At 66.3% G+C, this 24,903-nt stretch carries 23 protein-coding genes; 14 read left to right on the plus strand and 9 right to left on the minus strand.

Features of this window, described 5'->3' with window-relative positions; genetic code table 11:
* The first annotated feature begins 46 nt into the window (after positions 1-46).
* The 5 genes from ABS767_RS02445 (at position 47) to ABS767_RS02465 (ending at position 7,934) form a co-directional block, all read left to right on the plus strand.
* Positions 47-4,690 (plus strand): NAD-glutamate dehydrogenase domain-containing protein, encoded by a 4,644-nt coding sequence (locus ABS767_RS02445; RefSeq protein WP_408076775.1) that lies wholly within the window; start codon positions 47-49, stop codon positions 4,688-4,690.
* A gap of 116 nt (positions 4,691-4,806) precedes the next feature.
* Positions 4,807-5,454 carry a PepSY-associated TM helix domain-containing protein gene (locus ABS767_RS02450; RefSeq protein WP_408076776.1) on the plus strand — a complete coding sequence of 216 codons (648 nt, stop codon included), beginning with the start codon at positions 4,807-4,809 and terminating at the stop codon, positions 5,452-5,454.
* A 15-nt stretch (positions 5,455-5,469) separates the two neighbouring features.
* A complete protein-coding gene (locus tag ABS767_RS02455) occupies positions 5,470-5,973 on the plus strand; it encodes a DUF2271 domain-containing protein (RefSeq protein ID WP_408076777.1) in 504 nt (167 codons plus the stop codon).
* 16 nt (positions 5,974-5,989) lie between these two features.
* Positions 5,990-6,820: a DUF4198 domain-containing protein gene (locus tag ABS767_RS02460; RefSeq protein WP_408076778.1), complete on the plus strand. Its 831-nt coding sequence runs from the start codon at positions 5,990-5,992 to the stop codon at positions 6,818-6,820.
* 139 nt (positions 6,821-6,959) lie between these two features.
* Complete coding sequence (locus tag ABS767_RS02465) at positions 6,960-7,934, plus strand: FAD:protein FMN transferase (RefSeq protein ID WP_408076779.1); 975 nt, start codon at positions 6,960-6,962, stop codon at positions 7,932-7,934.
* Positions 7,935-8,571: 637 nt separating this feature from the next.
* On the opposite strand, the gene ABS767_RS02470 is transcribed toward ABS767_RS02465, so the two are convergent.
* The 5 genes from ABS767_RS02470 to ABS767_RS02490 form a co-directional block, all read right to left on the minus strand.
* Positions 8,572-9,255 (minus strand): Fe2+-dependent dioxygenase, encoded by a 684-nt coding sequence (locus tag ABS767_RS02470; RefSeq protein WP_408076780.1) that lies wholly within the window; start codon positions 9,253-9,255, stop codon positions 8,572-8,574.
* Between the two features lie 80 nt (positions 9,256-9,335).
* Positions 9,336-11,669, minus strand: coding sequence for a TonB-dependent receptor (locus ABS767_RS02475; RefSeq protein WP_408076781.1), 2,334 nt, complete (start codon positions 11,667-11,669; stop codon positions 9,336-9,338).
* 76 nt (positions 11,670-11,745) lie between these two features.
* Positions 11,746-12,003, minus strand: a complete 258-nt coding sequence (locus tag ABS767_RS02480; protein ID WP_408076782.1) for a ribbon-helix-helix domain-containing protein — start codon at positions 12,001-12,003, stop codon at positions 11,746-11,748.
* A complete protein-coding gene (cobT, locus tag ABS767_RS02485; protein ID WP_408076783.1) occupies positions 12,000-13,832 on the minus strand; it encodes a cobaltochelatase subunit CobT in 1,833 nt (610 codons plus the stop codon). The genes ABS767_RS02480 and cobT overlap by 4 nt, the downstream gene beginning before the upstream one ends.
* 87 nt (positions 13,833-13,919) lie before the next feature.
* Complete coding sequence (locus tag ABS767_RS02490) at positions 13,920-14,105, minus strand: hypothetical protein (protein WP_408076784.1); 186 nt, start codon at positions 14,103-14,105, stop codon at positions 13,920-13,922.
* A gap of 56 nt (positions 14,106-14,161) precedes the next feature.
* On the opposite strand from ABS767_RS02490, the gene ABS767_RS02495 reads away from it, so the two are divergent.
* Complete coding sequence (locus ABS767_RS02495) at positions 14,162-15,931, plus strand: LuxR C-terminal-related transcriptional regulator (RefSeq protein WP_408076785.1); 1,770 nt, start codon at positions 14,162-14,164, stop codon at positions 15,929-15,931.
* A gap of 4 nt (positions 15,932-15,935) precedes the next feature.
* Here ABS767_RS02495 and cobS read toward each other — a convergent pair whose 3' ends face one another.
* Both cobS and ABS767_RS02505 read right to left on the minus strand, forming a co-directional pair.
* Positions 15,936-16,940, minus strand: a complete 1,005-nt coding sequence (gene cobS, locus ABS767_RS02500; RefSeq protein WP_408076786.1) for a cobaltochelatase subunit CobS — start codon at positions 16,938-16,940, stop codon at positions 15,936-15,938.
* Positions 16,941-17,522: 582 nt separating this feature from the next.
* A complete protein-coding gene (locus ABS767_RS02505; protein WP_408076787.1) occupies positions 17,523-18,191 on the minus strand; it encodes a winged helix-turn-helix transcriptional regulator in 669 nt (222 codons plus the stop codon).
* A 137-nt stretch (positions 18,192-18,328) separates the two neighbouring features.
* Here ABS767_RS02505 and ABS767_RS02510 point away from each other — a divergent pair, with 137 nt between their 5' ends.
* Genes ABS767_RS02510 through ABS767_RS02545 form a run of 8 tightly spaced genes read left to right on the plus strand, consistent with a single transcriptional unit; the run spans position 18,329 to position 23,129 of the window.
* Positions 18,329-18,772 carry a VOC family protein gene (locus ABS767_RS02510; RefSeq protein ID WP_408076788.1) on the plus strand — a complete coding sequence of 148 codons (444 nt, stop codon included), beginning with the start codon at positions 18,329-18,331 and terminating at the stop codon, positions 18,770-18,772.
* 22 nt (positions 18,773-18,794) lie between these two features.
* Positions 18,795-19,289 (plus strand): VOC family protein, encoded by a 495-nt coding sequence (locus ABS767_RS02515; RefSeq protein WP_408076789.1) that lies wholly within the window; start codon positions 18,795-18,797, stop codon positions 19,287-19,289.
* A 14-nt stretch (positions 19,290-19,303) separates the two neighbouring features.
* A complete protein-coding gene (locus tag ABS767_RS02520; RefSeq protein WP_408076790.1) occupies positions 19,304-19,534 on the plus strand; it encodes a DUF4287 domain-containing protein in 231 nt (76 codons plus the stop codon).
* 23 nt (positions 19,535-19,557) lie between these two features.
* Complete coding sequence (locus ABS767_RS02525; RefSeq protein ID WP_408076791.1) at positions 19,558-20,208, plus strand: glutathione S-transferase family protein; 651 nt, start codon at positions 19,558-19,560, stop codon at positions 20,206-20,208.
* Positions 20,209-20,232: 24 nt separating this feature from the next.
* Positions 20,233-20,964, plus strand: coding sequence for a DUF1428 domain-containing protein (locus ABS767_RS02530; RefSeq protein WP_408076792.1), 732 nt, complete (start codon positions 20,233-20,235; stop codon positions 20,962-20,964).
* A 50-nt stretch (positions 20,965-21,014) separates the two neighbouring features.
* Positions 21,015-21,794, plus strand: coding sequence for a VOC family protein (locus ABS767_RS02535; RefSeq protein WP_408076793.1), 780 nt, complete (start codon positions 21,015-21,017; stop codon positions 21,792-21,794).
* Positions 21,791-22,450, plus strand: coding sequence for a glutathione S-transferase family protein (locus tag ABS767_RS02540; RefSeq protein WP_408076794.1), 660 nt, complete (start codon positions 21,791-21,793; stop codon positions 22,448-22,450). Before ABS767_RS02535 ends, ABS767_RS02540 begins: the two co-directional genes overlap by 4 nt.
* A gap of 10 nt (positions 22,451-22,460) precedes the next feature.
* On the plus strand, positions 22,461-23,129 hold the full coding sequence (locus ABS767_RS02545) for a dihydrofolate reductase family protein (RefSeq protein ID WP_408076795.1): 669 nt from the start codon (positions 22,461-22,463) through the stop codon (positions 23,127-23,129).
* Between the two features lie 171 nt (positions 23,130-23,300).
* On the opposite strand, the gene ABS767_RS02550 is transcribed toward ABS767_RS02545, so the two are convergent.
* On the minus strand, positions 23,301-24,212 hold the full coding sequence (locus ABS767_RS02550; protein WP_408076796.1) for a HEPN domain-containing protein: 912 nt from the start codon (positions 24,210-24,212) through the stop codon (positions 23,301-23,303).
* Between the two features lie 60 nt (positions 24,213-24,272).
* The gene (locus ABS767_RS02555; protein ID WP_408076797.1) at positions 24,273-24,650 is read right to left on the minus strand and encodes a sigma factor-like helix-turn-helix DNA-binding protein; all 378 of its coding nucleotides are present in this window, start codon (positions 24,648-24,650) and stop codon (positions 24,273-24,275) included.
* Between the last annotated feature and the right edge of the window lie 253 nt (positions 24,651-24,903).

A 24,903-nucleotide genomic window follows, 5' to 3' on the forward strand; every position in this document is an offset into this window, starting at 1 on the left:
CAGCAAGCCTTGAGCCTTGGTGAATGCAGGCGCATAGCGCGGCTCCATGAGCAAGACGCCGATCAAGTCGCTCGCCGAGGCCCTCAATGCGCGCCTCATCGATGGAGCCCTGCCCGGAGAGCTGGAGGGGTTCGCCGACGATGCCCGCGCCGCTGCCGCGCGGTTCGTGGCGGAGGCCGCCGCGACGCGCGCGCCCGGGCAGCCGGGCATCGCGCTGGAGACCGGACTGGGCGGTGACAGCCGGGCAATGCGGCTGGCCGTCGTCAACGACGACATGCCCTTCCTGGTCGATTCGATCGCCGCGACGATCGCCGCGCACGATATCGCGATCCGCCGCATCATCCATCCCGTGGTCACCGTCGAGCGCGCGGGCGACGGGACGCTCGCGGGGATCGGCGCCGGGCGCGACGGCGGCGGCGCACGCGAATCGATGGTCTATATCGAGATGGAGCGTGCCGACGCGCGCGACCGGACGGGCCTGGTTCGCGATCTCGAACGCAATCTCGGCCATGTCCGCGCGGCGGTGACCGACTGGTCCGAGCTGCGCCGCGCGATGAGCGAGGACGCGACCCGCATCGCCGATGCCGATGGCGCGGCGCTGCTGCGCTGGTTCCAGGGCGGCAGCATGACGCTGGTCGGGCACGAGAACTGGCATCGCGACGGAACGGTGATCGACGCGGCGGGGATCTGCCGGATGGAGCTGGAAACGCCGCTGCTTGCCGATTCCTCGCGGGTGCTCGCACTCGACTGGTTCGAACAGGGGGGCCAGCCGCCGTTGCTGCTTAAGTCCAACCTGATCTCCACCGTCCACCGCCGCGCTCCGCTCGACCTGGTTATCGTGCCGCTGCGCACCAAGGAGGATAAGGGCGGATCGAAGGTCACGGGCCTGTCGATCCATGCCGGCCTGTGGACGAGTGCCGCTTTGCATTCCACGCCGGACGAGGTGCCGATCCTGCGCTCGCGCATCGCCGCGCTGGAAAGCAAGTTCGGCTTCGACCCGCGCGGCCATACCGGCAAAGCGCTCGCGCATGCGCTGGCCGGGCTGCCGCATGATCTGACCACCGCGTTCCCGGGCGAAGCGCTGGAAGCGATCGCGCTCACCGCCATGTCGGTGACCGATCGGCCGCGCCCCAAGCTTGTGCTGATCCGCAGTGCGCTGGGCCGCCATCTGTTCGCGTTCGTATGGCTGCCGCGCGACGAGGTTTCGACCGGGCGCCGCGTTGCCATCGGCGAGATGCTCGAGCGCGCGGCGAATGCCTCGCTGCTCAGCTGGTCGATCGCGCTGGATGACGGGCCGGTTGCGCTGCTGCGCTACACGCTCGACCTGCGCGGCGAGGGGCGCATGCCCGATGCGGACGCGCTGGACGTCGAACTCGAGCGGATGGTGCGCGGATGGCTGCCGGCGGTCGAACATGCCCTGCGCGAGGATGGCGCCGCCGCAGCACGCGCCGCGCGGCTGGCGCTGCGCTATGCCCCGTGTTTTCCGTTCGGCTATCGCAACGGCAACCTGCCGGAAGAAGCGGCGCGCGACATCGTGCGGATCGCGGGCCTAGCCGATACCGGTTCGCGCTCGGTCCGCATCTACACGCATGACGACAAGCTGCGGATCAAGCTCTACCGCCTCGGCGGGCCGCTGCCGCTGTCAGACGCCGTGCCGGTGTTCGAGAATTTCGGGTTCCGCGTGATCGAGGAGGTGCCGACCGCGCTGGCGGGCGATGCCGACGCCTATATCCATGACTTCGAGGTCGAACTGGCGACCGGCGGCACGCTGCAGGGCGAGACCGCGATCGTCGAGGACGCGATTGCGGCGGTGCTGGAGCTGCGCGCAGAGAATGACGCGTTCAACCGCCTCATCGTCGAGGCGGGCCTCGCTCCCGCCTCGGTCGTGCTGCTGCGCGCGTGGTTCCGCTATCTGCGCCAGGCCGGTCTGACCTATGGCCTCGTCACCGTCGTCGAGGCGCTGCGCCGCGCACCCGCCGTCGCCGCCGGGCTGGTCGAGCGGTTCGCCGCCGCGCACGATCCGGCGCGGGTCAAGGACAGCGACGCTGCCATCGCCGATGCCGATGCCGCCATCGCAGCAGGCCTGGTCGCGGTCGCGGCGATCGACGACGACCGCATCCTGCGCGCCATCGCGGGCGTGGTGCGCGCGACGCTGCGCACCAACGCCTATGCGCCCGCTGCAGCCGAGGCGCTGGCGTTCAAGCTCGACAGCGCGGCGGTACCCAACCTGCCCAAGCCGCTGCCGTGGCGCGAAATCTGGGTATATAGTCCGCGGGTCGAGGGCATCCATCTGCGCGCCGGTCCGGTCGCACGCGGCGGCCTGCGCTGGTCCGACCGACGCGACGATTTTCGCACCGAGATCCTCGGCCTGATGAAGGCACAGCGGGTGAAGAACGCGGTGATCGTCCCGACCGGCGCGAAGGGCGGCTTCTACCCCAAGCAGCTCCCTTCTCCCCAGGTCGACCGCGACGCGTGGTTCGAGGAAGGCAAGGAAAGCTACCGCATCTTCATCCGCACATTGCTGTCGATCACCGACAATATCGTGTCGGGTAAGGTGGTGCATCCGGAGGATGTCGTCATCCATGACGGCGAAGACCCCTATTTCGTAGTCGCCGCGGACAAGGGCACCGCAACGTTCAGCGACGTCGCGAACGCAATCGCGATCGATCGCGGGTTCTGGCTCGGCGACGCCTTCGCCAGCGGCGGATCGGTCGGCTATGACCACAAGGCGATGGGCATCACCGCCAAGGGCGCGTGGATCAGCGTCCAGCGCCATTTCCTGGAGATGGGCGTCGACGTCCAGACCGACCCGATCCGGGTCGCCGGGTGCGGCGACATGTCGGGCGACGTGTTCGGCAACGGCATGCTGCTGTCGAAGGCAATCAAGCTGGTCGCGGCGTTCGACCATCGGCACATCTTCCTCGATCCCGATCCCGACCCGGCGGCAAGCTGGGAAGAGCGCAAACGGATGTTCGCGCTCCCCCGGTCGAGCTGGGCGGACTATGATCCCAAGCTGATCAGCAAGGGCGGCGGCGTGTTCGCGCGGTCGGAGAAGACGATCAAGCTGACCCCGCAGGTGCGCGAGGCGCTGGGCATCGAGGCGGAGGAGATGGAGCCGGGCGCACTCATCTCCGCCATCCTCAAGGCGCCGGTCGATTTGATCTGGTTCGGCGGCATCGGCACCTACGTGAAGGCTGCGGCCGAGGCGCATGTCGAGGTGGGCGATCCCGCCAACGACCGGCTGCGCGTCAATGCCGAGGAGCTGCGCGCGCGCGCGATCGGCGAGGGTGCGAATCTGGGCGTGACGCAGGCGGCGCGCATCGCATTTTCGCTGCGCGGCGGGCGGATCAATACCGACTTCATCGACAATTCGGCGGGCGTCGATTGTTCGGACAATGAGGTCAACATCAAGATCGCGCTCAACCGCGAGGTGATCGAGGGTCGGCTGAAGATGGAGGCGCGCAACACGCTGCTCGCCGCGATGACCGACGATGTCGCGCATCTGGTGCTTGAGGATAACCGCCTCCAGACGCTCGCCCTCTCCTTCCTCGAAAATGACGGCCCGGTCGCCGTGCCGAGCTTCGTGCGGCTGACCGAGATTCTCGAAGCGTCGGGGCGGCTCGACCGCGCGGTCGAGGGGCTTGCGACCAACGAGGAGTATCTGCGGCGCGCGCAGGACGGCGCTGGCCTGACGCGGCCCGAACTGGCGGTGCTGCTGGCGACGTCGAAGCTCGCGCTGCAGGATGCGATCGAGACAGGTGGCCTTGGCCATGATCCCGAACTCGAACCCGACCTGCTCGAGGCGTTCCCGCCCGCGATGCGCAAGAAATTCCGCACCGCGATCGAGGAACACCGGCTGCGCGGCGAGATCGTCGCGACCAAGCTCGCCAACCGGATCATCAACCGGTTGGGCGTGCTGCATCCGTTCGAGCTGGCCGAGGAGGAAGGTGCCGCGCTGCGCGACATCGCGATGATGTTCGTGGTGTGCGAGCGGCTGTTCGGCCTGCCCGCGATCTGGGAGGCGATCGAGACCTGGGACATGAGCGAGGCGGCGCGGATCGCGCTGATCGACGAGGTTGCGATCGCTACCCGCTCGCAGATCGCCGACCTGCTGCGCGTGAGCCGTCCGGGCGAGGATATCGCGGCGGTGCTCGGCCGTCTGAAGCCCGGTATCGAGAGTCTCGACCGACAGGCCAAGAAGCTGCTCAAGGAAGAGGCGCTTGCGCAGTCGGGCCGCATCGCCGCCAAGCTGGAAGAAGCCGGCGCGCCTGCCGCACTGGTTGCAAAGATCGTCCGCATCTACGAACTCGACGGCGCGGTGGGTCTGGCCGATCTCGGCCAGCGACGCGGCATCGCCGAGACCGAGTTGACCGATGCCTTCACCCATCTGGGACAGGTGCTGGGCCTCGACTGGGCGCAGGCCAATGCCGCGCGCATCGTGGCGGGCGATCCGTGGGAGCGGCTGCTGATCGCGGGTCTGGCGCGCGATTTCCAGCAATTGCGCCTGGAGTTCCTCGCCCGTGGCACCAGCAAGGACCCGCGCGCCGAGGTCGATGCGTGGCTGGCCGACCATGCGGGGCGCGTCGCCCAGTTCGCGGCGGTGGTCGAACGCGCGAAGAAGGCGCCGACCGCCAATGCCGCAATGCTCGCCCAGATCGCCGGGCAGGCGCGGGTGCTGCTGGGACGCTAAGCGCGATTGGTGAGGCCGGGCGATTTCGAGAGCGCCCGGCCTCGCTTCGCATTGTAATTGCGAATCACTCTCGCTAATGCTGCGAACGAATCGCAACTAGGCACATCACTGCTCTCATGCACGGAACGACCACGACCGCGCGCGCCAAGCGCAGCCGCAAGGCTTTCTGGCTGAAGCAGCTGCACACCTGGCACTGGATCAGCTCGGCGGTCAGCCTGGTCGGACTGTTGCTGTTCGCGGTCACGGGATTCACGCTCAACCACGCGGCCGAGATCGAAGGGTCGCCGAAGACGATCGAGCGGACTGCGCAGCTGCCCGCGCCGCTGCTGCCCGCGATCAAGCCCGATGATGCCCCCGATGCGAAGAAGCCGCTGCCGCCCGCGGTCGCGGCGTGGGTCGAGGACAATCTGGATGTCGCCCGCGCGCGCGCCGATGCCGAATGGTCGGCGGACGAAATCTACCTCGCCCTGCCCCGCCCCGGCGGCGACGGCTGGGTCGCGATCGACCGGGCGAGCGGCGCGGTGACCACCGAGGCGACCAGCCGCGGCTGGATCGCCTGGCTCAATGACCTGCACAAGGGCCGCAACAGCGGCACGGTGTGGAAGTGGTTCATCGATATCTTCGTGCTCGCCTGCATGATCTTTTCGCTTACCGGGCTGGTGCTGTTGCAGATGCATTCCAGGAATCGCCCGAGCACCTGGCCGCTGGTCGGTGCGGGCCTCGTCATTCCCGCGATCCTCGCGATCTTTTTCATCCATCTCTGAAGGGAGCCGCCCGCCATGCAGTTTCGCGTTACCGGATTGACCGCCACCGCCCTGGGCGCGGGCCTGTTCGCGCCGGGAGTGGCGACGGCCCAGACGCTCGACGTCTCGGTCACGATTCCAAGGCTGACGGTCGCCGAATATCACCGCCCCTATGTCGCGATGTGGATCGAAAAGGAGGGCGGCCCGGCGCAGACGCTGTCGGTGTGGTATGATGTCGATCTCAAGAACAACGAAGGCACCAAATGGCTGCGCGACGTGCGGCAATGGTGGCGCGCATCGGGCCGCACGATGCGCTTCCCCGCCGCCGGCGTGACCGGCGCGACCAAGGCGCCCGGCACGCACAAGGTGAGCTTCACCCCGAAGCTGGGCGCGGGCAATTACACGCTGGTGGTCGAGGCTGCGCGTGAGGTGGGCGGGCGCGAGCTGGTCCGCGTCCCCTTCTCGCTGCCCAAGGGCGGTACCGCGCGCGCCAGCGGGAAGACCGAACTCGGAGCGGTGACGCTCACCGTAAAGCGTTGAACAAAGGGGCATGATGATGAAATTCCGTAACGTCCTGATCGCCACCGCCGTCGCCGCGGTCGCCATTCCCGCCAGCGTCCAGGCGCACCGCCAGTGGATGCTCCCGTCCATGACGGTCGTGTCGGGCGAGGGGAGCGACGTGTGGGTAACGGTCGACGCCGCCGTGTCGAACGACCTGTTCTATTTCGAGCATCAGCCGCTGCGCGCCGACATGGCGGTGATGCTGCCCGATGGCAGCGCGGGCGAGGTCAAGAACAAGGCGCAGGGCCGGTATCGCACCACGTTCGACGTGCAGATCGAGCAGCGCGGCACCTACAAGATCTACTACGCCAGCGAAGGCGTGATGGGATCGTACAAGCTGAATGGCGAGGAAGTCCGCATCCCGCGCGGTACCACCGCCGACAAGCTGGCGAGCGTGATCCCGGCGGGTGCGACCGATGTGCGCACGACTGTCGCCAGCAACCGCAACGAGATTTTCGTGACCGCGGGCGAGCCGACCACCGCCGTGTTCAACCCGGTCGGCAAGGGTATCGAGCTGGTGCCGGTAACGCATCCCAACGACCTGATCATGGGCGAGGACGCGACCTTCCAGTTCCTGCTCGACGGCAAGCCGACGCCGGGCCTGACGGTCACGGTGATCCCCGGCGGTATCCGCTATCGCGACCAGCTGCATCAGCAGGATCTGAAGACCGGCCCCGATGGGAAGGTCACGATCAAATGGAGCGATCCGGGCATGACCTGGATCAACGTCACCACCCCGCGCGCCGAGCGTGCGGAAGGCGCCCCGCCCGCGCCGGGCGGTCGCCGGGCGAGCTACGTCACCACGGTCGAAGTGATGGCGCCCTGACCCGAGCCTACTCCGTCACCCCCGCGAAAGTGGGGGCCCATCTCGGGGTGGTGCAGCACGATGCACCGGCGCGGAGATGGCGAACGGAGGAGATGGGTCCCCGCTTTCGCGGGGATGACGATTGGGGCAGATGCGAGGCATGACCCAGCCCCGCATCGCAATTCCGCCGACGCTGTCGCCCGCTGCCTTTCACCGACGGCGGGCGAATGCGCCTGTGGAGCGCTTCGGCGGGGAGACAATGGGGACCGGCTGGTCTGCGACGGTCGTCGCGCCACCGCCGGGGGTGGAGTCGGCGATCGCGGACGTACTCGCCGAGGTCATCGCGCAGATGAGCCATTGGGAGCCGGGATCGCAGCTCAGCCGGATCAACGCCGCAGCCCCCGGAGGCTGGCACGGGATTGCGCCCGAATTCGCGCGGGTGATGGGCGTCGCGCTCGACATTGCGGCGCGGTCGGACGGGGCGTTCGATCCGGCGATGGGGGCGCTGGTCGACCTATGGGGTTTTGGCCCGCCGGGGCCGCGTGCCGATGCGCCCGAGGACGGTGCGATCGACACGGCCCGCGCCGAGATCGGGGTGGGTGCGATGGAACTCGACCCGCTGCTGCTGCGCCTGCGCCGGGCGCGCGGCGCGCGGCTCGACCTTTCCGGGATCGCCAAGGGCTATGCCGTCGATGCGGTCGCCGCGCGGTTGCGCGCGATGGGCTGCACCGATTTCCTCGTCGAGATTGGCGGCGAGCTGGTCGGCGTGGGAATCCAGCCCGATGGCCAGCCCTGGTGGGTCGATGTCGAGCCGCCGCCGGGCATGGCGCTGCCCCCACTGCGGATCGCGCTGCATGAGATCGCGGTGGCGACGTCGGGGGATTATCGCCGCTTTGGCGCGCAGGGGAGCCACAGCATTGACCCGCGCACTGGCCGCCCCATCGCGCACGGCACGGCGAGCGTTACGGTGATCCACGCCGATTGCTGTCACGCCGATTCCTGGGCGAGTGCGCTGACCGTGCTGGAGCCGGAAGCGGCGATGGCGCTGGCGGAGCGCGAGGGGCTGGCGGTGCAGTTAGTGGTGCGGGAGCGCGGCGAGTGGTTGTCGCGCGGGTTGCGGACGATGCTGGACTAGGCCGTGGACACTTAGAAGCGGATCGGCCGATGACGACCCATAGCGGTCGCCTGCAATGTCGCGTAGCGTTACGTAATGCGCTGGCCTGTCCTGTTCGTCGTATTGCTACCGCTTGTGGCTTGCGAGGCCGACCCGCACCCGTACGAGAACGTCTCAGACGACGCCCTGCGCGCGCGCGCAGGGGCGCTTGCGCTGCCGCAAAGATACGACCTTTATGTCGAGGTGCTGCACTCTAGGATACCAGAGCGCCCGGTTCTCGCGAGAGATGTCGCTGCGCTTGGAGAACCTGCGTGGCGGTACGTGTTCGCACATGCAACAAGCGGTGGCCTCACGGAACTGTCTCAGGCCTTGCCTGCCCTCTACGCTTTCGGGCGGCGTTGCACGTCGGCGGAGCTTGAACAGTTGCGAGGGCACGCTGACAAGGTATCCCGTGGGGGCACGGGGCTTGCGATAAAAAGGTATATCAATAGCCTTTGCGGAGCAGACCAGCCTGCTGGCGACTAAGGTCCGCTCCCCGCTCGGTTACGGCCCTTTAGCCCTTATGCCAAAAGCGGTCGTGGGGTCTCGACCCCACCCCCGTTCGGAGTTACCGCGCCGTTCATGCTGAGCTTGCCGCAGGGTCAATCCCGCACCCGGCTCACGCATCGGCCCAGCGGCGCAGGAGATTGTGGTAGACCCCGGTCAGTTCGATCACACTGCGGTCGGTGCCGCCGAGCTGGGCGGTCAGGCGCTGGACGCTCTGGTCGAGGTCGAACAGGATGCGGCGCGCGCCGTCGTCGCGGACCATCGACTGGATCCAGAAGAAGGACGCGACGCGCGCGCCGCGCGTGACCGGCTCGACCTTGTGCAGGCTGGACGAGGGGTAGAGGATAGCATGGCCGGCGGGGAGCTTGACCCGCTGCACGCCGAACTGGTCCTCGATCACCAGCTCGCCGCCTTCATAGGCGGCGGGGTTTTCGAGGAAGACGGTCATCGACAGGTCGCTGCGGATGCGGAATTCGGTGCCGCGCTGAATGCGGATCGCGTTGTCGACATGAATGTCGAAGGTCTGGCCGACGCCATAGCGGTTGAACAGCGGCGGAAAGACCTTGAGCGGCAAGGCGGCGGCGAAGAACAGGGGCGACTTGCCGAGCGCGTCGAGGATGATGCGCCCGCCCTGATGCGCCGCCTCACTCTCCTCGGGCAGCTGCTCGTTGCGTTTGGCGAGCGCCGACTGGTGGCCGGAGGTCGCGTTGCCATCCTGCCACGGCGCATCGTCGATGATCCGCCGCAGGGACGCGACGCCGAGAGGATCGAGCAGGTCGGGGATCGCGATCAGCATTGTGTGTCTCTATAAGGGGGTCGGAGCGGATGGAAGCCGGGGGACAGGGATGGCCCCCACCCGCTCCTCCCCCTTTAGCCCTAGAAGCGATAGCCGAGCGTCAACACCGCAGCGCGGCCCTCACCCTTGGTCGCCCAGGCGACGCCGGTGCCGGCATTGTTGCGGACGCGGGTGTAATATTCGGCGTCGGTGAAGTTCTTGACGTTGAGCTGCGCGGTGAAATTCTCGCCGAGTTCATAGGCGAGATAGGCGCTGTGCACCCAATAGTCGGGCACTTCGCCCCCATTCACTGCGTAGCTGCCCTGATAGGTCACGCCATAGCCCAGGCTGAAGCCCAGCGGCAGCTTGTAGGTCGTGAACAGGCTGCCCGAATGGTTCGGCGTGTTCGGCAGCTCCTGTCCCGCCTGCGGGTCGGACGTTCCGGGCGGCACGTTATTGGCGATGCTCTGCAGCACCTTGCTGTCGAGATAGGTATAGTTGGCGGTGATCGACCAAGCGTCACTGATCTGGCCGACGGCACCCAGGGCGATCCCGTTGACACGCGAGCGGCCGTCGAGCTGCTGGTCGGGTACAGCCGGGTCGCCCGAGGCGACCTTGAACTGGTCTCGTTCGTTGCGGAACGCGGCGAAGGTCAACAGCAGGTCACCGCCCATCAGCTCCGCCTTGGCGCCGACTTCGTAGTTCAGCGCGCTTTCGGGCTTCACATTGCAGGTATCGGCGCCACACGAGCCGTTGACCGAGGTCTTGGACGGAGTCTTCGAATTGCCATAGGCGGCGTAGAGGCTGACCGCCTGCACCGGCTTGAAGACGAGGCCGACGCGGTAGCTGAACAGATCGTCGCTGTTGTCGAACCGCTGCCCCGGCGTCACCGCGCCCAGATTTGCGCCGCTGTCGGCCACGGTGTCGCGGCGGTACCAGCCGCTGTTATGCTCGTAGCGCACGCCGCCGTTCAGTTCGAGCTTGTCGGAGAAGGCGATCGTGTCGAAGACATAGACCGCGACATTCTCCATCTCGCCATGGTCGTGGCGGTTGGCGATGAAGTTGACCGGGCCGGTATAGACGTTGCTGCCATAGGTGAAGCCCGCGGGGCCGGCGACGACTTCATTCGGATTGGCGATGTTGATCAGCGGCCAGCCCGCCGCGTTCGGATTGCTGCCGTCGGGATTGCGCAGCGAGTTGCCGCTGGCGAGGAAATATTTCTCCCACGCCGCCGAGACGCCGAGGACCAGCGTGTGGCGCAGCCCGGCGGTGCCGAATTCGGCGCGCAGATCGGTCTGGGTATAGCCGAGCTGGTTGCGCGAATCGCGCGTGGTGCCGCGCGGGCCGCTGGGCCGGTAATAGCCCGCAGGGAAGGTGATACCGCCCGAAACGCACGGATCGCCATTAGCCTGGCTGCCTGTCGACAGGCAGAAAATGCCCTGGGGCGGAGCAACACGGGTCATCTGCCGCACGTCCTGCCACCGGGTCAGGTTGCGGATGCTCAGCGCGTTGCTGAATTCGTGTTCGAAGATCGCGGTCGCCTGGTCGACATTGGTCTTTTGCAGGTCGACATTGCGGTAGCCGAAATAGTCGCTGGAATCGACTTCTGGGATCAGCCCGGTCCCGCCCGGCCCGACATAGTATGGCACGCCATATTGCGGAATGTTGGTGTCTTCCTGATGCACATATTTGAGCGTCAGGCTGGTCGGGCCGCCGATGCCGATCGTCACCGCCGGGGCGACGCCCCAGCGCTCATATTGCTCGACATCGCGGCCGGGCACGTCGTTGCGATGGACCATCGCGTTGAGGCGCACCGCAATCAGGTCGGTGGCGCGGACATTGGCGTCGATCGTACCGCGATAATAATCGTCGGTACCGATACCGCCATTGACCACGATCCGGGTCCGCTCGAGCGGTCGCTTGGTAACGATATTGATCGACCCGCCGACCGAACCCGATCCGCCATAGACCGAGTTGGCGCCGTTCACGACCTCGACCTGCTCCAGGTCGAAATTGTCGGTGCGGGTATATTGCGCGCTGTCGCGAACGCCGTCGACGGTGATGTCGGTATTGGCCGAATAGCCGCGCAGCGTGATCGAATCGCCATAGCCGCCGCCGCCCTCGCCCGCGCCGAAGGTGATGCCCGGGACGGTGGTCAGCACGTCGCGCAGGGTGAGGAGATTCTGCTCCTCGATCGTCTTGGCGGTGAGGATCGTCACCGTCTGTGGAGTGTCGCGCACGGGCCGCGTCGCCTTCGGGCTTTCCTGCTCGGACTTCACTTCCTTGCCGGTGACAACGACGTCGGCGCGGTCCTGGTCCGCAACCGGATCGGCGATGTCCGCAGCGCGCGCGGGCGCCGATGCGACGAAGCCGATGGCGGCGAGCGCCAGAAAAGCTGGGGCGGCCGCGCGGCCGTCCGACGAAATCCGTGTCATTGCGAAACCCCTCTTGTTATCTGAGGCGCTCGCTATTGAGAGTCGTTCGCACTGTCAACACTAATGCGAATCGTTTTCAACTTGTCACTCTTTTGGTGGCGTCGGCAAGCAGCCAGCTCCGCAGAGCGCTGGCCAGATTAGGGGGATCGGGCGCCTGAATGCGCAGATGGTCGATCTGCGCCACCAGCGCGTTGAGCGGTATCGCCCGCGCCCGCGCAGACTCCTCCAGCGCGGCCCAGAAGGCCGGCTCGAGGCTGATCGATGTCGGGTGCGCGGCGATCGTGACCGATCGCTTTACGGGCGGATGAAACCCGCCCGGCGGCGGCGCGATCACGGCTCCAGATCGAACAGCGCGGCGAGCTGTTCGATCATGGTCCCGGCAAGCTGGTCGACATCCATGATCGTTACCGCGCGATCATAATAGCGCGTCACGTCATGCCCGATGCCGATCGCCACCAGCCCGACCGGAGAACGCGATTCGATCCAGCCGATCACCTGGCGCAGATGCCGCTCCAGATAGGACCCGCTGTTGACGCTGAGCGTCGAATCGTCGACCGGCGCGCCATCGCTGATCACCATCAGGATCTTGCGGTCCTCGGGCCGCGCGATCAGCCGGCTGTGCGCCCATAGCAGCGCCTCGCCGTCGATATTCTCCTTGAGCAGCCCCTCGCGCATCATCAGGCCGAGCGACTTCTTGGCGCGACGCCACGGCTCGTCGGCCTGCTTGTACACGATGTGGCGCACATCGTTGAGGCGACCCGGCTGGGGCGGGCGACCCTCGCCCAACCATTTCTCGCGCGACTGCCCGCCCTTCCAGGCGCGGGTGGTGAAGCCGAGGATCTCGGTCTTCACGCCGACGCGTTCGAGCGTGCGGGCTAGGATGTCGGCGCTGATCGCGGCGATGCTGATCGGACGGCCGCGCATCGATCCCGAATTGTCGATCAGCAGCGTGACGACGGTGTCCTTGAACTCGGTGTCCTTCTCGACCTTGTAGGACAGCGACTGCATCGGATTGACGACGACCCGCGCCAGCCGCGCGGCGTCGAGCAACCCTTCGTCCTGGTCGAAGTCCCAGCTGCGATTCTGCTGCGCCATCAACCGGCGCTGGAGCCGGTTGGCGAGCTTGGTCACCACGCCCTGAAGGTTGGACAACTGGGTATCGAGATAGGCACGCAGCCGTTCCAGTTCCTCATCGTCGCACAGGTCGGTTGCGGCGACGACTTCGTCATATTGCGTGGTGAAGGCGCCATATTCAAACTGGGGGGGAAGATCGGACCAGGGCCGGTTCGGGCGGACGGGCATCATGCCCTCCTCTCCCGCGTCGCCGGGTTCGCCCTCGCCGTCCTCGAACTCGCCCTCCTGCTGTTCGGAGTCCTCGCCCTCGTCGGTCTCGCCCTCGCGCTGCTCGCCGCGCGCGTCGATCTCGCCCTCGCCGGTCTCGCCCTGCTCGTCGCCGGCGTCCGCCTCGTCCTCGTCGGCCTGATCGGTGCCCTCGTCCTCGCCGCCACCTTCGTCGGAGTCGTCCGGGACGAGATCGCCCTCGGTCAGTTCGAGGTCTTCGAGCAGGTTGCCGATCAGCTTCGCGAACGCCGCCTGATCGTCGATCGCCAGCGCCAGCGCGTCGAGATCGGCGCCGCCCTTGTCCTCGATCCAGTCGCGCACCAGCGCAAGGCCAAGCGCCGCGGCCGCGGGCGCTTCACGCCCGGTCAGTCGCTCGCGCACCAGCAGCTGGACCGCGGTCGACAGCGGCACTTCATCGCGCGTGCGCGCTCGGCTGATCGGGTCGGAGCGCATCTTCATGTCGAGCGCATGATCGAGATTGTCGGCGATTCCCGCATAGCCGCGCGACCCGAGCGCCTCGACGCGCGCGGTTTCGACGGCATCGAACACCGCGCGCGCCACCGGCTCCTTCGGCGCGGCTTTCAGATGCGTGGCGGCATCGTGAAGCCGCAGCCGCAGCGCGAAGCCATCGGCGAAGCCGCGCGCCTCTGCCACTTGCTCAGGCGGGAGATTGCGGCCCGGCATCGGGACCTTCACATGGCGTCCGGACTGGCTGGGCGCGTCCGCCGAGAAGGCGAGTTCCAGCTCCGGCTCGTGCGCAAGCGCCCGTGCGGTCCCGGCTAGGACAGACTTGAACTGATCGAGAGGAGAGTCGCTGGCCATCGCCTGTCCATGCGCGGACCCAGCGCGGGACACAAGCCACGAGCGCGCACCGCCGCGTGGGAACGGGTAACCTGCCGAACGCGCAGGCTACAGCAGCGAATCGATCACGGCGCGGCAATATAGCCGGCGCCAATGGCGTTGATCGCGCTTCTTCAATCGCCCGTTTCGCGCCCGCCCGCGCAGGATGTTCCGCGTCTCATGCCCATAGGCGCCGCGCAGCCAGCTAAGCTCCTCGCGATCTCTGCGCCGTCGATAAATCAGCTTGAACAGCATCTTGCAGTCTCCCCATTCGAGAGATGGGCGGCCTAGGATGCTGGAGAATCGGGCGCATGCGTCATATGCCATATGCCGATCCAGTCCCGGTGTTTCTATCTGGCAGCAGCATGACCGAATCGATCGATCGCGACTTTCGAATCCTCGCGGAAAGCTTCCGCGCGGCGAGCGACGTCGCGGCATGGGACGCGCTGGTTCGGGCGTGGTGCGACAAGATCCTGGACCTTCAGATCCCCGACGCACGGTTCGAAGGCGGCGAACGGCTCGCGGAACATTATGCAGAATTGCGCGAGATGCTGAGCCAGCTCTTCCGCGCGACATCGCAAGCGCCGATCGAGCATGCCGTCGAACGCACCGGATCGGCGGCGATGGTCGTCGATACCGCGCACCGGGTGGTCCTGCTCAATGCGTCCGCGCGCACGCGCTTTGGGGTCGAGCAGGGGCAGCTGGTCGGCGAAAGCTGGCTTGCGCCCGACGATGTCGATGTCTGGCGCCAGTTCGTTCGTCACGCCGCGCGGGCGAATTCGGGCCGAATCCTGTTACGCGTGATCGTCGATGGCGACCGCGTGGGAATCGCGGAAGTCGCGGCAATTCACTCTCCCGCACACAGCCATGCCAGCTTTGCGGTGACCGTGATCGACCATCCATGGAGCGCGGAGGTCGAGGCGATGCTCGAACGCGCATTCGGACTGACCGGCGCCGAACTCGATATCTGTCGGCTGCTGATGGACGGGCACTCGCCCCGCACGATGGCGGCCATGCGGGGCGTAAGCGAGCGCACCGTTCGCGTGCAGTTGAGCGCGATCTTCCAGAAAACGAACAGCGCTAGCCAAGTCGCGCTGGTCCGCCTGCTCGCGCTGCTCGCCGCGCACCTAGCGCCCAGCCCGAATGCGAAGGACCTCAGCTGGACCGATCCCAGCGGGCGGACGAAACGGATGCGGCGCCCCGATGGGCGAATCCTCTCCCACAACTGGATCGGTGCACCCGACGGAAAGCCCGCGATCCTTCTCCCATGGCTAGCCGGGGGGACGCTGTTCCCGCCTGTATTCGAAGCAGAGCTGCTGCGCGCGAACATCTGCCTGCACATGCTTCACCGGCCCGGCACCGGCTATAGCGAGCACGATCCGAAGATCGCGCCGGTAGACGACCACCAGGCGATGGTGCGCGAATTCTGTGCAGCGGAAGGGCTTTCGGGCGTGCTGGCGATCGGCCACCACGCAGCGTCCATCCCGCTCGCCGAACTGGCGACCCAAGCGGATTGTCCGCTGTCCGCGATCCTGTGCCTGGGCCGGTTTACCGCCTATGTGCCCGAGCGCATTACCAAGCTGCATTTCATGTCGGGCACACTAACATGGCTGGCGATCAACGCGCCCTGGGCCGTGGAGGTGATCGGAAAGCTGGCGACGCGCGCGCTCGAGCAGAATGGGCCGGACTGGTATCTCGATCGCGTTTTCGCCGCACTGCCGGGCGATCTGGCGACCGCGCGGTCGGCAGAGGGCGCGGCGATGCTGCGCAACGGCGTCCTGTTCAACTTCCACCAGGGGACCGAGGCGTTTTTCGATGACCTGCGGATGCGCGCGAGCGACTTCACCGGATCGCTCGCAAAGCTTCAGCGCCCCTTTCACTGGTGGATCGGCGACATCTCGCCGACCCCGATTGCAGGACAACGCCCCTATTTCGACGCGACCGAGGAGGCGCAGATCGCCAGTCTCAATCCGCGAATCCGGTTCGACACCATCTGCGGCGCCAGCGAACTCTTTTTCTACCAGCAGCCGGAGGCGACCGCAGCGCGGATTGCCGAACTGGTCGAGCGCTATTCGCGCTGAGGCGTTATGCCTTGCCGACCACGCTTTCGGGCAGATCCTTGCCGAACACGCGCTGATAATATTCCGCGACCAGTGCGCGCTCCGCCTCGTCGCACTTGTTGAGGAACGACAGACGGAAGGCGAAGCCGACATCCTTGAAGATATCGGCATTCTGCGCCCAGGTGATGACCGTGCGCGGCGACATCACGGTCGAGATATCGCCGTTGATGAAGCCGCGGCGGGTCAGCTCGGCGACGCGGACCATGTTCTCGACCAGCTCCTTGCCGCCAGGCTTGTCATAGTCGCCGCTCTTGGCGAGCACGATCTGCGCCTCGGTCGCAGCGGGCAGGTAGTTGAGCGTGACGACGATGCTCCAGCGGTCCATCTGGCCCTGGTTGATCTGCTGCGTGCCGTGATACAGCCCGCTCGTGTCGCCGAGGCCGACGGTGTTGGCGGTGGCGAACAGGCGGAACCACGGGTTCGGGCGGATCACGCGATTCTGGTCGAGCAGCGTCAGCTTGCCCTCGGTCTCCAGCACGCGCTGGATCACGAACATGACGTCGGGGCGACCGGCATCATATTCGTCGAACACGAGCGCGGTCGGCGTCTGCAGCGCCCAGGGGAGCAGGCCTTCGCGGAATTCGGTGACCTGCTGGCCGTCCCTGAGCACGATTGCGTCGCGGCCGATCAGGTCGATACGGCTGATATGCGCGTCGAGGTTGATGCGGATGCACGGCCAGTTGAGGCGCGCGGCGACCTGTTCGATGTGCGACGACTTGCCGGTGCCGTGATAGCCCTGGATCATCACGCGGCGGTTGTGCGCGAAGCCGGCCAGCACCGCGAGCGTGGTATCGGGATCGAACACATAGGCGGGATCGAGATCGGGAACGCGCTCGTCCGCCTCGCTGAACGCCGGGCATTCCATGTCGATATCGATCCCGAACGTCTCGCGGACGCTTACCGTCTTGTCCGGCGCGTCGAGAACGGTCGTTTCCCGGCTGTCGGGCATGGTGTTCGGGATATTGGTCATTCGGGGCTTTCCGGACTCGATCGGCTCTTTCGCGGTGCGGTATCGGCTAGCGCTCCGCTCCGCAAGCGCGGGGCTGGCTGTAGCGGGCAGGTCGATCCATAACGCGGGGCCAGAACCGATCGATCCGGGATGGTCCCATGCGCCTGATACCCACTGCCGCGCTGCTCATGCTGTCGGGCTGTTCGTGCGAACCGGAGGAGCCTGTGCGACCGCCCCGCCCTGCCGCGACGGTCGCGAAGGTCTCGCCATCTCCGGCACCCTCCCCGCCTCCCGCCCAGGTGATACGCGCACCTCCGTTGCCGAAGCCAGCGCCGTCGGTACGGCGTGCGTCGACGCCGAGGCCGAGGCCGGTCGCCAGCCTCGCACCGACCGAGGCAGCGGTCGCGGTGCCGCTCGCTGAGGGCGCGAACTGCGCGCCCCGGACGCTGGCGGCATTGCGCAAAGCGTGCGTGGAAACGCTACCGGTCGATCGCGCGGACATATGCCGCTCAAACGCATCGTGCGAGTCGCTCCGCAAGGCCATCTCCAAAGCCTGCGATCTGGCCGATCCTGCGCCGGCAACGTGCCGGCCCTGACCGCCCCTCAGCCCTCGGTCCATTTCGGGGGGAGGGGGAAGCGGGTCACGAACGCTTTCGCCAACGCAGGGTCGCCCTCGATTCGCAATATCCCTGCAGCCTCCAACTCGGCGAGCGCACCGCCATAGACCGCGCCGGCGATCGCCGTTGGCGGCCCCTCGAAGACGACGTCGCCGCAACTCGGATCGCCACGATGCAGGTCGATCCCGTCGTGGTTGTAGCGCCCCACGAACATGTCGTCGCCCATGCGAAATCCCACCGTGAAATCGAGGTCGCCTGCCAGCTCCGGATTGTGCATCGTCCGCAAGGACATCATTGCCGAGGCGGCCGAAAGATGCAGCGTGGGATCATGTTCGGGCGAACGCACCGCCCACGCGCCGAGCAACTGGATCGGCTTTTCGGCCTCATAGCCCCACGGGGTCAGCGCATAGACCTGTGCGTTCGCCGGCGGGGGCAGTTTCTCCCGCTTGAGGATACCCGATTCCTCGAGACCCTCCAACCGCTGGGTCAGCACGTTCGCCGACAGGCCGGGCAGTGCCGCCTTGATCTCGCCGAAGCGGCGCGGGCCGAACATCAGTTCGCGCACGATCATCAGCGACCATCGCTCCCCAACCAACTCCAGCGCCATCGCCGTACCGCATGCGTCGTCATACCAGCGACGCCGCTCCTTTTTCACAGCGATTTCCGATAGTTGGGAATATAAGTCACTTTTTCTAACTTCATAGTTGCTTTTAATAACTCAAAGGCGCATCAAACTCAAGCAAGCGATTCGGAACCACAGAGTTTCCCGAGCGCACCCTATGGAGAAGCGCGATGAGCAAGATGATTTTCGTGAACCTACCGGTGAAGGATGTCGCGAAGTCCACCGCCTTCTACGAAGCGATCGGCTTCACCAGGGACCCGCGCTTCAGCAACGAAATGGCGAGCGCGATGCAGTGGTCGGACACGATCACGCTGATGATCCTGGGCCATGATTTCTATTCGACGTTCATCCCGCACAAGACGATCGCCGATTCCTCGAAGGTGAACGAGGTCCTGCTCTGCCTGTCGTTCGACAGCCGCGAGGCGGTCGATGCGATCACCGAGAAGGCGGACGCATCGGGCGGCACCGCCGATGTCCGCGAACCGCAGGACATGGGGTTCATGTACGGCCGCAGCTTCGAGGACCCGGACGGGCATGTCTTCGAACCGATGTTCATGGACATGGAAGCCGCCATGGCCGCCTTCCCCGACGGACCGGCGCACGAACCGGCCTGACCTGCTTCACAGGAGAGATGCGATGATCAGGATCACCACCTGCATCTGGAGCAACTACACCGCCGAGGAACAGGCTGCGTTCTACACCGCGCTGATCCCGGACAGCCGCATCGTCCGGGTCGAACGCACCCCGATCGATACGCCGAGCCAGAAAGCGGGGGACGTAATCATCGCGGAGATCGAGCTGGCCGGGCGTTCCTATCTGCTGCTCAATGGCGGGCCGATGTTCCAGCATAGCGAAGCGGTGAGCTTCATCCTCCACACCGCCGACCAGGCGGAGACCGATCGGCTGTGGGATGCGATCACGGCGGATGGCGGCGCGGAAAGCCAATGCGGCTGGTGCAAGGACAAATGGGGCGTCAGCTGGCAGGTCACCCCTGACCGTCTGATGGAACTCGTCTGGGACAACCCCGACAAGGCGGCGGCGCAGCGCGCGATGCAGGCGATGATGACGATGAAGAAGATCGACATCGCCGCGATCGAGGCCGCCGCAGCGGGCGTACCGGTTTCAGGCTGAGAGGAAACCCGCGCATGTCGTTTCAAGCCTATCTCAACACCATCGAACAAAAGACCGGCAAGACGCCGGACGACCTGCGCACGCTGGCGCGCGAGCGCGGCTGGACGCAGGGCGCCGCGCTCGCACCGAACATCAAGCCGATGGCGATCGTCGCGGCACTCAAGGACGAGCTCGGCCTGGGCCACGGCCATGCGATGGCGGTGGTCGCGCTGCTCAAGGAACACAGGAAGGAAGGCGACGCCTGAAGGCGCGCGATGGGAGAACTGCCATGACCGTCGAGATCACCGGATTCGATTGGGTGCCCGATTTTGCCAAGGGCTTCGTCCGCGACCTGCGCGTACGCTGGGCGTGCGAGGAGATCGGCTTGCCCTATGCCATGCGCTTGATGGACCCGCGCAACCGGCCGCACGCCTATTTCGATGAGCAGCCCTGGGGCCAGGTTCCCGCCGTGGTCGACGGCGACATCCATATGTTCGAAAGCGGCGCGATCCTGCTGCATCTGGGCGAGCGCGACGCGCGGCTGCTGCCTGCCGACCGTCAGGCGCGCGCCGATGCGATCAGCTGGCTATTCGCCGCCTATAACAGCGTCGAGCCGATGTTGTTGGAGCTCGGCAATGTCGAAATCTTCTCGGCCGGCGAGCAATGGGCGGAGCTGCGCAAACCCTCGCTGCTCGCCGCGATCGGGCAGAAGCTCGACCGGCTCGCGACCGCGATCGACGGGCGCGATTGGCTCGCGGGGCAGTTCAGCATCGCCGACATCGCGATGACGACGGTGCTGCGCCAAGCGGAAGGCAGCGGGCTGCTGGCGGAGCGTCCGGTACTGCTCGCCTATCTTGAGCGGGCGATCGCGCGCCCGGCCTTCCGGGCCGCGCTGTCGGCCCAGCTTGCCGACTTCAAACCAGAACCCGTCGCTGCCTGAGCGAACCGAAGCAGGAGAAGAGCCGTGACCTATGTCGAAGGATTCCTGACCCCCGTCCCGACCGCTAACAAGGCGGCGTATATCAAGCATGCCCATGGCGCGATCGACCTGTTCAAGGGGCTCGGCGCCACCCGCTTTGTCGAGGCGTGGGGCGACGATGTGCCCGATGGCAAGGTCAACGACCTCAAGCAGTCGGTCGCGCTAAAGGACGACGAGACGGTGTTGTTCAGCTGGCTCGAATATCCCGACAAGGCGACACGCGACGCCGCCAATGAGAAGATGATGAGCGACCCGAACGCCGCCGAGGCGATGAAGGACATGCCGTTCGATGGCAGCCGCATGATCTTTTCCGGGTTCGAAGCGATCGTCGACACCGGATCGGCGACCGTCGCGCCGGGCTATATCGATGGCTACCTCCTCCCGGTGCCGACCGCCAATCGCGACGCCTATCACGATCTGGCGGCGCGGATGGCGCCGATCTTTCAGGCGCATGGCGCATTGCGAGTGGTCGAGGCGTGGGCCGACGACACCGCCGACGGCGCGGTAACCGACTATAACCGGGCCACGCACAAGCGGGCCGACGAAAGCGTCGTCTATGCCTGGATCGAATGGCCCGACAAGGCGGCACGCGACGCCGCCTGGGGCAAGATCATGGCCGATGACGGCAATCGCGAACCCGACCCGCCATTCGACGGACAGCGGATGATGTGGGGCGGCTTTGCGCCGATCCTGGATACGGTGAAGGGGCAAGGCTGAACATCCTTCAGTCACCCCGGCGAAAAGAAAATTTGAGAGGAAGAGTTCCCATGACCAACCCACATGGCAGCTGGATCTGGTACGAACTGATGACCCCCGATGCACAGGCATCGCGCGACTTTTACCAAGCCGTTGTCGGCTGGACGATTGACGCCGAGTCGATGGCGCCCGGCGGTGCGGAGTATCGCATCCTGCACGCGGCGGATGGCGATGTCGGCGGGGTGCTTACGCTCGACGCGGCGATGCTCGCGGGCGGAGCGAAGGCCGGCTGGCTCGGCTATATCGGGGTCGAGGACGTCGATGCGAGCGTGGACCAGCTCAAGGCGGCGGGCGGATCGGTGCATGTTCCGCCGACCGATATCCCCGGCATCGGCCGCTTCGCGATGGTCGCCGATCCGCAGGGCGTGGTCTTTTATGTCATGCGCGGGTTCAGTCCGGAAAGTAGCACCGCCTTTGCGCGCATGGGCGAGGGCCATGCGAGCTGGAACGAGCTGCAAACCAGCGATGCCGATGCGGGGTTCGCGTTCTACGCGACGCTGTTCGGCTGGGAGAAGGCTGGCGGGATGCCGATGCCGTGGGGTGAGTACAGCTTCCTGCGCGGCGCGGGCGACGAAGAGGTGTGGGGCGCGATGATGCCGCGCGAAAAGGCGGACCAGCCGGTCGGCTGGACCTTCTATTTCCGCGTGCCCGATATCGAGGCTGCGCATGCCAAAGTGAAGGATCTGGGCGGCATGCCGCTGAGCGATCCGATGGAGGTGCCAGGTGGCGAGCGGGTGTTCCACGCGCGCGATCCGCAAGGCGCCGTATTCGGGCTGGTGGCGCCGAAGTGAGCGGTCCCGACCTCTACGCCCACCCCTTCTCCTCCTATTGCTGGAAGGCGCTGATCGCATTTTATGAGCATGACCTGCCGTTCAACCTGCGCATCGTCGCGCCCGACGCGCCGGAGAACAGCGCGCGCTGGGCGGAGCTGTGGCCGTTCAAGCGCTTCCCGCTGCTGGTCGACGGCGATCTGGTGCTGGGCGAATCGAGCATCATTGCCGAGCACGTCGACCGGCAGTCCGGCGCACCGCGCCTGATCCCCGCCGACCCTGATGCGGCGCTGCGCGTGCGGATGCTCGACCGGCTGTTCGACCAGCAGGTGATGGACCCCGCCACGCGGCTGGTATTCAACGCGATCCGGCCGGAGGACAAGCGCGATCCGATGGCGGACGAGCAGGTCGCGGCGCAACTCGCCACCAGCTATGCCTGGTTCGACGCGCATCTGGACGGGCGGACATGGGCGGCGACCGACCGCTTCACGCTGGCCGATCTGTCCGCCGCGCCCGCGCTGTTCTACGCCGACTGGATCATCCCGATCCCCGAGGGGCACGCCAATCTGCGCGCCTATCGTGCACGCCTGTTGGCGCACCCATCGGTCGCCCGGGCGGTCGATGGAGCACGCCCCTATCGCCATCTCTTCCCGCTCGGCGCGCCCGACCGCGATTAAGGACATTGCCATGCCACGACGCATTATCGGTGCCGCATTCCTCAGCCTCGACGGGGTGATGCAGGCGCCCGGCGGACCCGAAGAGGACTGGACCGGCGGATTCGACCAGGGCGGCTGGCTCGCCGCGTTGTTCGACGAGGGGATCGGCAATCAGGTCGATTCGGTTTTCAAGCCGCCGTTCGACCTGCTGCTCGGTCGCCGGACCTACGAGATTTTCGCCGCGCACTGGCCCTTCGCACCGCCGGGCGACGACATCGGCGATCTCTTCCGCACGATCCGCAAATATGTGCTGACGACCAGCGATGCACCGCTCGAATGGGCGGGGAGCGAGCGGCTCGCGGATATGGACGCGCTCGCCGCGCTCAGGGCGAGCGACGGCCCGACCCTCGTCATCCAGGGCAGCTCGACGCTCTACCCGCAATTGTTCGAACGCGGGCTGATCGACCGGATCGTGACGATGACCGCGCCGGTCGTGCTGGGCACGGGCAAGCGCATGTTCGGCGACGGCACCCCGCCCCGCTCGCTCGAACTGGTCGAGCATCGCGTCACGCGCAACGGCGTGGCAATGGCGACCTATGACGTGAAGGGCGCGGTGGAACAGGCCGATTTCCAATTCCCCGAACCCACCGCCGAGGAAATGGCCCGCCGCGCGCGGGTCGAGGCGGGCGAGGGCTGGTAGCGGCGGCTCGTTCTTCTGCTTGATCCAGATGGTGCGCTTCGCCCTGGTGAACGCGCAACGAACGCCAATTCGCGCTTATGGGGTGCTCACCGAAATGACAGTGCTGAGAAGACCGGCACACTGCCCGCAATCGGAGGGACCAGGGTCGTTCGATTGAGCGTGCGAGTCCGCCTAAGCAGCGGCCGCGAGCGTCTCGATCCGCTGCTCGCAGGCCTCACGCACGAGCGTCTGGAGCGCCGCAACCCGCTCCGAAATCCACTCAAGTTCCTCGGCGGTGATGCGGTAGGAGCGCGAGTATCGCGCCTTCACATAGGCGTCGCGCAGCAGCGAATAACAGCGCTTCTGGAACCGGGTATCGCGCGGCCAGACAGTTTTGAGCGACGGCTCCAGCTGCTCGGCCATGTCGCGCAGCCGGTTCAGATTATGGGTCTTGGGGCTGTATAGGGTGCGGACCAAAAACAGGCAGTGGTAGAAACGCTCGGTGGCTTGGTGGAGCAGAAAGGCAGCCTCTTTCGCCATGCCTTGCTCGCGCGCATTGTTGGCTAAGCCCTCGAAGTTCTTCGCACTCTGAAACCACTCATCGTAATAGTCGCGCGTTTCCTGCAGTGCCTGCTCAGCCGACAGCGGCTGAGGTTCGACAAACGCAAAGCCCGGCTCCTCGAACAGGAGGATCCCCTCACGCAGGATGTCCATGAAAAAGTAACGGCCAAGGCGCAGCTTCTCGTTCACGTCGTCAAGATCATGGTAGATCAGGCTGACCGGGGTGCGCAGAACCTGCCCCGCTGAGAGCTCGTCGAGCAGCTGCGCTTCGGCCTTTTCCCAATAGTCGGCGATGTCGGTGAACTCTTCGCGGTTGACCACCACGAGGAGGTCATAGTCGGAGAAATAGCGCCCGACCGGGTCCTCGACCCAGTCGCCGCGCGCATAGCTTCCAAACAGGATGATCTTGAGTAGCTGGCCGCCGCGCGTGCGCACCTGGGTGCGTCGCGCGGTCGCGAACGCGAAGCGCTCGCGCAGCACGTCGACCACGTGCGCCAGCTCGCGGCGCTTGCCTTCGGGCAGATGGTCGAGGTCGGTCTTCATCGCTCCAGACTCGCGCTTTGAGCGTCAAATGCCAAGCAGTTATGTGCGCCGATGGCGGGTCTATGACCCGTCATCGGCATCGGTGCAGCGCCTGAGATGAAGCATCGCGCTCGCAAGCGCGTGCTCGACTTCATCCACGCTGATGCCAAGTTCCTCAGCGATCGCGTCATAAGTCATGCCGCGATAGCGGTGGCGATCAAACACCGCGCGCGGCAGTGGCGCCATGGTCGGCAATGCTGCGGCAACGCGCAGCGCCAGCGCCGCGACCGATCCTTCCCGCGCGCAGCGCGTCCCTGAATAGCGCCGCCCGGTCGCGGCACAGCCGCATCTGGCGCTATCCCGAGGCTGCACCCATGGCAGCCGTCCCTTCTCAAGGTCGGCGATCACACGGGCGGTAACCTCGCCATAGATGCCCTGACGCTGTTTGTTGTGGCTCATGGTCACTGCTCCTTCTTCCTGAACCGCAACCGGCCCCGGCGAAGGGGGGTGGGCGGCAAGGAGCGGACTGGCAGTCCCGCCGACCGGAGGCGGGCTGCACCCGCAGGGCTGCAACGCAGTGGAAGACCCGGCGCAGCCGGGTTGCGGCCCGCCGCGGCGGGACTAGAAGGCAGCGTCCGTTCACCCCCCTTGGCCGCGGCCAAGACTAACAACCCCAGCGCAATGCGCTGACCGCAGCATGCCAAGCGCCATG

It is taken from the genome of Sphingomonas plantiphila, assembly GCF_046000505.1.
In the GTDB taxonomy this organism is placed as follows: Bacteria; Pseudomonadota; Alphaproteobacteria; order Sphingomonadales; family Sphingomonadaceae; genus Sphingomonas; species Sphingomonas plantiphila.